9 protein-coding genes are annotated in these 12,563 nt (G+C 55.1%); 5 read left to right on the top strand and 4 right to left on the bottom strand.

The genetic code is table 11. The annotated features are described in order from the left end of the window. Positions 1-2: 2 nt before the first annotated feature. Together tssK and tssJ are read right to left on the bottom strand one after the other, a co-directional pair. Positions 3-1,346, bottom strand: a complete 1,344-nt coding sequence (gene tssK / locus MIM_RS03385) for a type VI secretion system baseplate subunit TssK (RefSeq protein ID WP_025371357.1) — start codon at positions 1,344-1,346, stop codon at positions 3-5. A 15-nt stretch (positions 1,347-1,361) separates the two neighbouring features. After that, positions 1,362-1,889, bottom strand: coding sequence for a type VI secretion system lipoprotein TssJ (tssJ, locus tag MIM_RS03380; RefSeq protein ID WP_025371356.1), 528 nt, complete (start codon positions 1,887-1,889; stop codon positions 1,362-1,364). Between the two features lie 537 nt (positions 1,890-2,426). Here tssJ and MIM_RS03370 point away from each other — a divergent pair. Beyond that, on the top strand, positions 2,427-2,900 hold the full coding sequence (locus tag MIM_RS03370) for a TssQ family T6SS-associated lipoprotein (protein WP_025371354.1): 474 nt from the start codon (positions 2,427-2,429) through the stop codon (positions 2,898-2,900). A gap of 58 nt (positions 2,901-2,958) precedes the next feature. Beyond that, on the top strand, positions 2,959-4,071 hold the full coding sequence (locus tag MIM_RS03365) for an FHA domain-containing protein (protein ID WP_025371353.1): 1,113 nt from the start codon (positions 2,959-2,961) through the stop codon (positions 4,069-4,071). Between the two features lie 181 nt (positions 4,072-4,252). On the opposite strand, the gene tssH is transcribed toward MIM_RS03365, so the two are convergent. Next, on the bottom strand, positions 4,253-6,880 hold the full coding sequence (tssH, locus tag MIM_RS03360) for a type VI secretion system ATPase TssH (protein WP_025371352.1): 2,628 nt from the start codon (positions 6,878-6,880) through the stop codon (positions 4,253-4,255). Between the two features lie 363 nt (positions 6,881-7,243). On the opposite strand from tssH, the gene tssG reads away from it, so the two are divergent. The 3 genes from tssG (at position 7,244) to MIM_RS21965 (ending at position 11,395) form a co-directional block, all read left to right on the top strand. Further along, positions 7,244-8,278 (top strand): type VI secretion system baseplate subunit TssG, encoded by a 1,035-nt coding sequence (gene tssG, locus MIM_RS03355; RefSeq protein WP_025371351.1) that lies wholly within the window; start codon positions 7,244-7,246, stop codon positions 8,276-8,278. Positions 8,279-8,503: 225 nt separating this feature from the next. Then, a complete protein-coding gene (putP, locus tag MIM_RS03350; RefSeq protein WP_042069913.1) occupies positions 8,504-10,003 on the top strand; it encodes a sodium/proline symporter PutP in 1,500 nt (499 codons plus the stop codon). Positions 10,004-10,447: 444 nt separating this feature from the next. Then, positions 10,448-11,395 (top strand): LysR substrate-binding domain-containing protein, encoded by a 948-nt coding sequence (locus MIM_RS21965; protein ID WP_144084580.1) that lies wholly within the window; start codon positions 10,448-10,450, stop codon positions 11,393-11,395. Positions 11,396-11,471: 76 nt separating this feature from the next. Here MIM_RS21965 and MIM_RS03340 read toward each other — a convergent pair whose 3' ends face one another. Next, entirely contained in the window at positions 11,472-12,452 is a 981-nt protein-coding gene (locus MIM_RS03340) for a DMT family transporter (protein WP_025371348.1), read from the bottom strand. Positions 12,453-12,563 lie beyond the last annotated feature (111 nt).

Raw genomic sequence — 12,563 nt, 5'->3', positions numbered from 1 at the left:
GTTTATCTGTCCCGATCCTCTCTGACCGCCCAGAACTCAAGCGTAAGCCCCGGAAAGTCCCCGGCCAGATGCAGTGCCAGCGCGCCGGTCCGTTCCAGCTGCTTCCACATGTCGCCGGTTTTTTCCAGAGAAAAATAAATATGCCCGGCACTGTACGGCAACTGACGCGGTACATTGGTGACAGGCTTGAGTGAAACGCCCGGCAATTGCAGGTGCACCAGGTCGCGGATGCGTTCCACCGGCCCCAATTTGACCTGTGCCGGGAAGCGGGTTCGTGTGAGCTCGGCTGGCATATCGGCATGGACAGCGATAATAAAATCGGCAGACTGCAGCAGGTGCGGATCGGTAATCTGCCCCACCCGCAGCCCCTGCCCTTTGTCGTGCAGCGGTATGCGAACCGCCTGCTCTTCCAGAATCGTCGTCAGCGCCCGACGCAGTACCTGCATCAGCGGCTCAAAGCTCAGGCGTAAATTATCATGCACATAATCGGGGAACGTCTCCATCCGCTTACCGGTTCCGGTAAAGGTGGCCAGATCGCTGGCCAGCATCAGGAAGTCGTGAAAAATGCGTTCCGGATGCAGATTGCCCAGCGTGACCATGTGCCAGATGGCACCACGATAGCGGTTGATGGTTTCCAGTATCAGGAATTCCGAAACTTCGGCAACGCCGCCGCGCCCAGGCTGATTCAGCCGTGCCGCCAGCAATTCGCTGCGGGCATTCAGCAAGCCGAACAATTCGCGGATAAAACTCGTAAGCGCAAAACTCACACTGCTCGATAACACCGGTGCAATGTAATTGAAGTCAAGCACCACCTTATTGTCAGCGCTGCGTTCGGTGATCCAGGCCAGCGGCATGCCGATCCACTCGTCGCCGAAATCAGACTCAAGCATCAGCCGGAAACGCAAGCGTCCAACCTGCACCACCGCCGTTCCAAGGGACACCTCACAGGTATCGACCACTTCGTCTTCAATCACGCTATAACGCGCCAGGGAGTCGGGCGTCTCTTCAAACACGACGTCTTCAGCACCTTCGCGTACGCGCGGTATCGCCAGATACACGCGCTTGTCCAGCGTGCCAGCCGGCACTTCAAGCGCAAATGGCGCGGACTCTGCATCAAAGCTGAACGGGGTGCCGTCGGGAAACAGGCCAGTCGCTTTTTTCAGCGCAATCTTGCCCAGCGCCAGGGCATCAATGTCAATATCCAGGTCCTGAAACCCCCAGAACACACTCGTGATACTTTCAATGCGTACCCTCAGATTGTGTTCCAGAAATCGTTCGAACTGCTGAAAATGATGAGGACGGAGAAACATGCCCTCGGACCAGACTACTTTATCTTTTATGCTCATAAAACAATCTGCGATCTATTTTGGTTCTGTTTTGTTGACGTTGACAGCAGCTCTCTGCACATCGATGCGAATACGCTTCTCGTCAGGAGAGAACTGCCAGAATTTATAGAAATTGGTCGTTCTGGCTTCCGGCAGGTCTACCACCAGACGCCACTGGCTGTTGTTCAGATCACGGTACGAAGCGACAATGCCCAGTGCCTTGGCCTGGGTGCTGCCCGATGCCTTGATTTGCTCTGTGCTGCCTGGCTTGAGGATACGGGAATTGACCTCCAGCATCTGATCGCCCAGCACCGCGCGCGGATCCTTCATCAGGGCAAAATAGTCTGCCGTATCAAAGGCATTGGTGGACTTCAGTTCGTAGACAGTGACCTTGACGGGGGAAGCCTTGCCCGACGCATTAGGGTTGACCTGATTATCTGCCTTTAACTCTACGACATAGGGAACGGCCATTTTCGATTCGGTTGATGCACATCCGGCCAGCGCACCAGCTGCAATCAGGCTGACCGCACCCAGTTTCATGATCTTGTTATGAATAAATGTCATTTAGCATATCCTCGTTCAAATTGCGTGCAAGTAGCTGGCCAGCGCCGGCCGACCTTAAGATGGCCCTGCAGCCAGGGCCGCAGTGCGGGCATCTGCCTGGGGCTTTGCACCTGCCTGGTTCCGTCTGCCCGCGCCAAAAGATACCCGGCAAAATCGCCAATTTCAACTGTGTTTGTGACAGACCAAAACATTAAGCGCAAAGCCTATACTCTTACTGAAATTGACGAAGATGTAGTTAAATTAAACAGTATTTTTCCAAAGTTACGTATGTGTTACACAATTTACGTTTCTTAAGCACGACGGTGCCGGATTAACATGTTATTGTCATCTACAGGTTTTAATATGATTTAGTATTTAGTCCTGCTGCCGTACACACTCCAAAGACGGGTTCCTCCTTCGCAGAAATGGCAGCACATTGACTGACCTGCATATGTCATTTGCCATAAATAAGCGGGCATATTTCATTTGCATTAACAGGCTATGGCAAACAGTATTATTTAATATTTCTATTACACAAACATGTCTCAATTGAAAAAAATGAATGCTTTACGTGTGTTTCGGTTGTCCGGCGTACTGGCCGCCGGTGTATTTATGTCGGCATGTTCCCTGTGGGGCGGTTCCGATTCAACAGCACTTTCTTCATCTGAAGAAATACAGATCCGCCCGATACGTGAAAGTTTCATGGCAGGACAGTACGACGCAGTCATTACGCAGGTAAACAGCACGCCGGCGCTGAGCAGCGGCTCGGTTCCCCTGCACACGACAGCCCTCAAGTACAAGGCATTCAGCGAGTGCCTGACTGAGGCCAAGCGCAGTTGTGCCAGCACATTTGAACAAATTCTGACACTGAATCCCAATTTCACATTGCTTCCCGCTGAGAAATCCCACCCATCCTGGGGCCCTGTATTTGAACGCGTACAGGCAGAACATCAGCCCGCCAGCGGCAACACAGCCAGCTCTGGCGCGCAGACCAGCGGCAGCATTACGCCTATCCGTCCTCTGACAAAGTAGGCGAGCGCGACACGACGGAGGCGTTACCATCGCCTCCGCTCAAGGAGCAGAATCCATCATGAAACTGACCGTACAACATCTGCACAACGCTACCACGTTTACCTGTCAGTTGCAGCCGCCCGGCGGCACAATTGGCCGTGGCGAACAGAACGACCTGAATCTGCCCGATTCCTCGGGCGACCTGAGCACCCTGCAGGCAATCGTCCGCATGCAGGACACAGGCAACACGGGCACCTTGCTCAATATGAGCAGCATGAGCCACGTTGCTGTCAACGACACACCACTTGGCCTGTCTCAGGAAGTCAGCGTCAGCTGCGGCGACCGAATAACCGTGGGTGATTATCTGATTATCGTTAACGAGCCGTCTGCCGCTGCCACAGCGTCGGCCGCACCGGCTGCCACGCCGGCCGCTCTGAACGACAAAGAACTGAGTGCAACCCCGTATGACACGGCAGCATTCTCCGGCAAGACCGTAGCGGCGGGCACCCCCGTCGCAACAAGCGCCTTTGCCGCTACACCGATGACCGCCCCCGGCAATGACGAAGCCCTGCCAACCTGGCATCCGGCTTATAAGGCACCGGCAGAACAAACCGCCAGCACCGGGCAACCGGATCCCTATCCTGAAGAACACCCGCTTGGCACACCCATTAACCGGATGCCGCCTCCAGCGCCTGTGGCCAACACCACGGTTGCTCCGTTGGGTGACAGCCAGGCAGTATCGCGCGCACTACCGGACAATGCAATGGCTGCGCCTCCTGCCGATGCCAGCGACAACCCGCCACCTGAGCCCCCCGCACCCGTTCCGGAAGAAGATCCCGACGATATTTTCAAGGATCTGCTCAGCGGCCCGGGCGTACTACCCGTGGGCGGCTCTACACCCGATGAGCGCCACCCATTTGACATGGAATCGGCCACCAATCGCAATCATCATAATCCGGTAGAACTGCTCAGGCCGGAAGGCATGCGCCATCCATCGATAGACGGTGACCCGCTAGATGCCTTGCCTTCCGATGGCACAGACAAAGATCGCTACACCATTTTCAGTGACGATAGTCCGACTACGCTGAACAAAGACACTGCGCTGGACAGCCACAAGCAGGACAACATACTTGATACGCTGCACCGCGCGGTGCATGCCGGATATAAAGACAAATATCCGGAAAAAAAATAAGGCGTCCGGTAACCATACGACACGCGATGAAGCGCCCCCTCGACAATGGTGGTATCTGACGTGGCCTGCCTGGCCTCTACCCGTCAAAAGAAATGCCCGCCTGGGAACCGCACCCCAATAGTTGGACATCAATCCAACCTTTGGGGCATTTTTCGAATATCAGAATAACGGCCCGCGTGCTTCAGCTGTATTGATAGACAAATTCGCCGTCCTGCGCATCCAGAGACACCCGCGTCAGACTGCGGCCTTCGATGGTGCTCTGCAGAATTTCCTGACTTACTTTGGGCAGGACCGTATTGGTCAAAATCGCATCCACCATCCGTCCGCCGGATTCCACTTCGGTACAGCGCCCGACGATCTGCGCAACCGCAGCATCAGTGACGTCAAAATCAATATTGTGATTTTGCTGCAGGCGTACCCTGATGCGATCCAGTTGCAGACGTACGATACTGCCCAGCATCTGGTCCGATAGCGGCACATACGGCACCACCACCAGTCGCCCCAACAGGGCCGCAGGAAACACGCCCAGTAATGGATCACGCAAGGCGCCGGCCAGGCCTTCTGCATCAGGCATCAGGTCCGGATCCTTGCACAAATCCACAATACGGTCCGTACCCACATTGGAGGTAAGAATAATCACCGTATTTTTAAAGTCGATATACCGCCCTTCCCCGTCCTCCATCCAGCCTTTATCGAAGACCTGAAAGAAAATCTCGTGGACGTCGGCGTGCGCCTTCTCTACCTCATCAAGCAGCACGACACTATAGGGACGTCGCCGCACGGCTTCGGTCAGCACACCGCCTTCGCCATAGCCAACATAGCCCGGAGGTGCACCTTTAAGCGTAGAAACAGTGTGTGCTTCCTGAAACTCACTCATATTAATGGAGATCAGATTCTGCTCGCCGCCGTAAAGCGTTTCAGCCAGGGCCAGCGCCGTCTCGGTTTTACCCACACCGCTGGGGCCACATAGCAGAAACACCCCTACCGGTTTATTCGGATCCGTGAGGCGAGCGCGCGACGTCTGAATACGGCGGGTGATCGCATCCAGGCCGTCACGCTGCCCAATCACGCGTTTTTCCAGCGAATCGGACAACTGTAATACCGAACTGGCCTCATCCTTGACCATACGCCCGACCGGAATGCCAGTCCAGTCGGCCACGACGGCCGCAACGGCATTGGCGTCCACCGATGGGAAAATCAGCGGTGCCTCGCCCTGCTGCTCCTCCAGTTGCGCCTGCACCTGCCGCAGTTCAGCCAGGCTTTCGCTACGCAATTGCTCGTCGGTATCCTCATTACGCAACACCTGCCGCAATTCAAACATTCTGGCGGCCAGCTCCTGCTCGATCCGCCAGTTTTCTTCCAACTGACCCAACTGCTCACGTGCTGCTTCCAGATCGCTATCAATCGTGGCAATGCGTGCCTCGCTGCCAACGCCCACCTGCCATTCGCGCTGCGCAATATCGCGTTCGATCTGCAGATGCTCAATCCGCCGCCGGCAATCCTCTACAGCCGGCGGTTGCGCATGCTGACTGACCGCCACGCGGGCGCAGGCCGTATCCAGCAAGGCGACCGCCTTGTCGGGCAACTGGCGCGCCGGAATATATCGATGCGACAGCCGCACGGCGGCATCGATCGCCTCGTCCAGCAAGAGCACCTGATGATGCGACTCCAGCCTGCCAGCCAGACCGCGCAACATAATCAGCGCACGGGCTTCAGCCGGCTCATGCACCTGCACCACCTGAAAACGGCGTGTGAGCGCGGGGTCCTTTTCGATGTACTTCTTGTATTCCGACCAGGTCGTGGCACCAATGGTGCGCAACTGGCCACGGGCCAGCGCGGGTTTGAGCAGGTTGGCGGCATCACCCGTACCGGCTGCCCCGCCAGCGCCGATCAGGGTATGAATCTCATCGATAAACAGCACTATCGGTTTTTCACTGGCCTGCACTTCATCAATCACCTGGCGCAGGCGTGATTCAAACTCACCTTTCATGCTCGCGCCCGCAGACAATAGCCCGATATCCAGCAAATACAGTGATACCTCGCGCAGCGAAGGCGGCACGTCGCCGCTGGCCAGCCGTATCGCCAGCCCTTCCACCACTGCCGTTTTACCTACACCGGCCTCACCGGTCAGCAAGGGATTGTTCTGGCGACGCCGCATCAGAATATCAACAATCTGGCGGATTTCTTCGTCACGGCCAGACACCGGATCAATTTCATTGTTGCGCGCCCGGGCCGTCATGTCGACCGCATACTGCGCTAAGGCAGACTTGCCGCCGGGGCCTGTCGCAGGCGCCGCGGCGCCCCCCTCAGACAAAGCAGCACTGTCCTGCTGCTCAACAGAATCTTTGACGATGGCAGGCAGATTATCAGCCAGCACATCCGGCGTGATTTTTTTAAATTCAGATGAAATACCGTAAAGCACATTGCGCAGCGAATGCGTCTTGAGAATCCCCAGAATCAGATGCGCACTACGGATCCGCGCTTCGCCATACTTGAGCGAACCATATACCCAGGCACGTTCGGTTGCATTGTCCAGATGCTCTGACAGATCGGAGACCGACGATGCACCACGCGGCAATTCGTCCAGCGTCGCAACAATGCCACGCTCCAGCTGATCGGTATTGAGTTCGAAATAGCGAATGATTTTCTGCAGATCGCTGTCATGCTCGTGCATGATCTGATGCAGCCAGTGAACCAGCTCTACATGCGGGTTTCCGCGAAGTTTACAAAATGCCGTGGCGCCTTCCAGCGAGCGGTACAGCAGGGTGTCAAGTTTTCCAAAAAGATCACTGCGATTGATTTCAGACATAGTTGTTTGTTTTGCTTGCTGTCATTTGTGAATAGAAAAGCGTAGCCTAAAAATATGACCTGCCTGTGAATAATGACCTGTATGTTACGTGTATCCGCGAAGGTTTTCGAACCCTAAAGTTTTGCTAAATGTAAGCAGGCTGCAGCGGTGATATCTAGGCGTTCGTCGCCACCGGAGGCGATATTCGTGTTGGTGCAGGCTCGGCCCTATTTCCCTGTCTGATATTATCAGCGCCATAGAGCGCGGTCACTATTCACAAGATCTTTCGCTTTCAGGTACACTGATTGCAAACGCCATATCATTTCATCAGGCTGTCTGTACACACCTTTTAACTGCACACCTTTTAACTGGCCCCACCCTCGCATGGATACTCCTTCGGCTCCTGTGACCCCAACACATACGCTGCCGCCAGACTTCTGGCAAAAGCTTGAAGCAGACCCCTATCGTTATGGTCTGTATCATGTGTTGCGCTGGCTGGATGCGCGCAGCGGCACACGCAAACCGCTGGGCCGCGATTCGCTGCCCTCACGCGAACCGGTGCGACTGCGCCAGGAACCCTCCATGGCGTTCGCGCCGTCCACCATCTGCGATGTCGATCGTGATAAAGATGGTCCGCCCGTGGTCTCCATTCTGAGCTATGGCCTGTTCGGTCCCAACGGCCCGCTCCCCCTGCATTTAACAGAATATGTGCGCGAACGAATCGTGCATCATCGGGACCATACGCTCTCGGCCTTTGCCGATATTTTTCATCATCGCCTGATTGCGCTCTTCTATCGGGCCTGGGCCGATGCGCAAAGCACGGTCAGTCTGGATCGCCCTGAAGAAAATTTCAGTCGCCATGTTGCCAGTCTGATTAATCAGGGGCAGGAATCACTCAAACATCGTGACTCCATCATGGATCACGCCAAGTATTTCTTTGCCGGCCATCTGGTGCGCCAGACGCGCAATCCGGAAGGCATTATCCAGATACTGAAAACGTTCTTCAATATCAACGTCAGCCTGAAGGAATTCGTACCACAGTGGATTCAGCTGCATCCCTCGCAGCAGCTCGGTCTTAATGGCAGCATGGGGCTGGGCCAGGATACGATTCTGGGCAGCTCGGTGCGCGACGCGCAGCATAAATTCCGATTATCGCTGGGGCCCCTGACCCGCTCGGAATTTGACCAATTCATGCCTGGCACGCGCAAGGCCAAACAGCTCACACACTGGCTGCGACATTACGTGGGCATCGAACTGAACTGGGATGCCGAAATCGTGCTCAAAAAAGAAGACATCAAGGGCATTCGTCTGGGTGAGGCCTCACCACTGGGTCTGGGCACCTGGATGGGCCTGCGCCCCGACAGCGCCGGCGATGCGCACGATGTAGTGATTGACTACGAATTGCGCGAACGACAATAACGAGCCACCTGCTCATCACGGGATTAGTTGCGAATTGCCCGCCTCCCGGGTAATTTATAGAGGAATATCGAGGTTAACCTTAATAAAAATCAGAAAAAACAAAAACAATATACATATAAAATCAAAATGTTAACCGTTATTTATAAGAGTTAACCCTTATATTCATGACTTTTACTTTTCCGTAAAATCCCACACTTTCAACAGACAAGACACAGGGAACGAGGAATGAGTGGCATAAATCCAATGATCATCACGTTCGCCATATATCTGATTGTCGTACTGGCAGTCGGGTTTATCGCCTACTTTTCAACACGTAATTTTGACGACTATATTCTGGGCGGACGCAGTCTGGGCAGTTTTGTAACGGCACTCTCGGCCGGCGCCTCCGACATGTCCGGCTGGTTGCTGATGGGCCTGCCCGGCGCGATTTATCTGACCGGCCTGTCCGAAGCCTGGATTGCGATCGGCCTGACTGTCGGCGCCTATTTCAACTGGCTGCTGGTATCCGGCCGTCTGCGCATGCACACCGAATACAACAACAATGCGCTCACGCTTCCTGAATATTTTCACCACCGCTTTGGCGCCGGCAACGTCATCATCAAAATTGCGGCTGCGGCCATTATTCTGTTTTTCTTTACCATCTATTGCGCATCCGGCATTGTGGCTGGTGCCCGTCTTTTCGAGAGCCTCTTCCACGTTGATTACGTCACGGCCATGTGGCTGGGCGCCGGCGCCACCATCGTCTATACCTTCATCGGCGGCTTTCTGGCAGTCAGCTGGACCGACACAATTCAGGCTTCTCTGATGTTTTTCGCACTCATCCTTACGCCCATCATGGTATTGCTTGGGCTGGGCGATCTGTCTGCCGTCATCACAACCATTGATCAGGCGGCCGCCACCGCCGGCAAGAATTACTCAAGTCTGATTTCCGGCACAAGCTTTATTGCAATCGTGAGTGCTGCTGCGTGGGGCCTGGGTTACTTTGGCCAGCCACATATTCTGGCGCGCTTTATGGCAGCCGATTCGGTCAAAAGCCTTAAAAAAGCCCGTCGCATTGGCATGACCTGGATGATTCTGTGCCTAGGTGGCGCGGTCGCGGTGGGCTATTTTGGCATTGCCTGGTTCCAACTACACCCGGAACAAGCGGGCGAAGTCACCAATAACAGCGAACGTATCTTTATCGAACTGGCCCAGATTCTGTTCAATCCCTGGATTGCAGGTGTGATTTTGTCCGCCATTCTGGCCGCTGTTATGAGTACGCTAAGTTGCCAGTTACTGGTTTGCTCCAGCGCCATTACCGAAGACTTCTACAAAGGCTTTATCCGCCCGCATGCCGCCCAGAAAGAACTGGTGTGGATCGGCCGCGCAATGGTACTGCTGATCGCGCTGATCTCCATCTGGATTGCGTCTGATCCGGAGAGCAAAGTGCTTGGCCTGGTTGCCTACGCATGGGCCGGCTTCGGCGCCGCTTTCGGTCCGGTCATTATTCTGTCGGTCTTCTGGCGTCGCATGAATGCGGCAGGTGCGCTGGCCGGTATGGTAGCGGGTGCGCTGGTCGTCGTATTGTGGAAACAGTACAGCGGCAGCAACTTGTATGAAATCGTCCCCGGTTTCATTGCAGGCCTGATCGCCATCGTCGTCGTTTCACTGTTAACCAAAGCGCCTGCGCAGGCAGTGGTTGACAACTTCGACCGTGCAGATCGTGACTTCAAATCCGCCGTATAAGCCGCCATCGGCCGCCTTGTGAGACAGGCCGGCCTGCAGGCAGCAAGCAAACGCGCGCGTCCCGCCCGGGACCGCGCGTTTTTCTTTATCTGCTGCCTGATTTTATCTGCTGCCTGATTTTATCTGCTGCCTGATTTTATCTGCTGCCTGATTTTATCTGGTGGCTGATTTTATCTGGTGGCTGATGTCTGTCGGGTTCCCTGCCCTGCCGCAATGTGAATGCTGGCGCACCGGACACTTCTGCCCACCTACCCACCGGACAGGCATACAGCGTGTCATGGCGCACGCGTCTTCTTGTGCCATTTTTCTGATACCAACGCCGAACACGTACGCTTTGTACAACATAATCAGTGATTTGCACGAATCCTGTCGGCAAATGACCGGTTAAGCCCTACAATCGACTATACCCGATCAATCCGAACACCTGCATCCTCAAGGTCCAGCTTGAAAATCCGCCAGCCGCTTCCTCCCCTGAACAGCCTCAAGGCATTCGAGGCCACTGCGCGTCTTAAATCCATGGCGCTCGCGGCCAGGGAGCTGCATGTCACCGCCTCGGCGATAAGCCAGCAGATTAAACAGCTCGAACATCACCTTGGCCAGCGCGTTATCACTCAGTCACGCAGCGGGATCGTACTGACCGCAAGCGGACGCGATGCCTTACCCAAACTATCTCAGGCGTTTGATCTGCTGGCCGCGTCCTTTCATCATCCGCGCGACCCCATGCTGGTGCGCATCAGCGTACTGCCTTCGTTCGCACGCTTCTGGCTTAATCCGCGCCTGCCGGCGTTCTTTCGGCAGCACCCAGGTATCCGGCTGGATATAGACAGTTCCTCAAAATTAATTGATTTCACCTTTGATGATCTGGATCTGGCCATCCGCTATGGCAAAGGTCATTACGAAACACCACTATGCGACAGCCTTATGAAGGAAGCGCATCAGGCTGTCTGTACACCAAGACAGTATCCGGCGTGGGCGCCGCTGATCGAATCGGGCGACTTCGCCCGCCTGCCATTAATCGGCGACCGGGGCATGCTGGGCGGTGACGATCAGGATGTGACCTGGCGCGAATGGCTGCACGCGAAAGCGCCCGACGCCACGTTGCCGGAAAACCGCATCACCTATACCGACTCGGGCCTGTCAGTGGACGCCACCCTTGCTCATCAGGGTATGTTACTGGGGCGACTGGTACTGCTGGATTCATTGCTCAAAGAGCAAAAGCTGATCGTGCTGGACCCGCTTACATTGCACTCCGAACTGGGATACTTTCTGCTGGGGCCGTCATTGGCGGGCCTGTCCGAAGGGGCACAAAAGTTTCGGCAGTGGCTGCTACAGGAAGCGGCGACATATCAGGCGCAGCACCACACCCGGTCATCGGCTTTTTCTGATCGGTAACCGGGCACTCCAGGCGCGGCGTGGGCAGAACCCATATTCTTATTTGTGCAGATACCGGCCGCTGCTGGAAGGTTGTTTATTGCGACTGTGTTCGCGCCAAACCGTTGGCGCTCACATCACGTGCAACCGCATCCTGCGTCAACGGTTTACTTTTCGACAGCGGATCCGGCGCTTGTCTTTTTACCCCCGCCTGACGAGCATTCGCCACGCCGGCAACAATAATCATCACAATGCCCAGCCATTGCCAGCCGCCCACTTCATGGCCGAAAGCAAAATAATCCGCTATGACTGCCACTACCGGATAAACGTAGGACAGAATGGCAATTTTTCCCACTGGCAACGATTGATACGCAGAGTAGATCAGGATATACATCAGGAAGGTATGAAATACCCCAAGCACAACCACACACAGCCACTGCGTTGAAGTCTGCGGCATCTGGTCAAACGCCATAATCGGCGCCAGGAAGACCAGGCCCACGCCCAATTGGCACATAGCCACGACATGGGGTTTGATGCCGGTCAGTTTTTTGGTCACAATGGTCAGGCCTGAATACAGGATGGCTGCCAGCAAGGCAAAACCGGCGCCCTGCAGGAACAGCAGATCCACTTTCACCCCAAACAAAGCAGGCAACACAATCAGAATCACCCCGCCAAAAGCCAGCATGGCCAACAGCACCTGTTTAAGCGTAATGCGCTCGCCGAACATCAACGGTCCGGCCAGCAACAGAAAAAACGGCTGCGTATTATAGATAACCGTCCCAACCCCGATGCCCGCGTGCAGATACGAAGCAAACAGCGCAGCCCAGTTCAAGACCAGCACTACGCCGCTGACCGCCAGCAAGACCCATTGCAACCGTGATACATGCGCCAGCTTCAGATATCCTTTGGCAAAGCAGAACAGCAGCAGGCACAGCCCGCCAACCAGACAGCGCCAGAACCCCACGTTAAAGGGATTCTGACCAGACCAGACAACGAACAGCCCTATCGTGCCCGACATGGCCATCCCCAATATCAGTTGAAGCTGACCTGCGTTTTCCTTTTTTGTATTTTCTAACATGCTTTTTCCTGAACGACCTCGATAATACTGCACCGCATCGCGTTGCAGTCGCCGTCTGCGATACCGGCCATCGCCAACAACCCTGCACAACTACGGCGACCGCTAGACTGT

It is taken from the genome of Advenella mimigardefordensis DPN7, from assembly GCF_000521505.1.
In the GTDB taxonomy this organism is placed as follows: domain Bacteria; phylum Pseudomonadota; class Gammaproteobacteria; order Burkholderiales; family Burkholderiaceae_B; genus Advenella; species Advenella mimigardefordensis.
The sequence above is the reverse complement of the archived record's forward strand: the minus strand, read 5'-3'. Positions and strand labels throughout refer to the sequence as shown.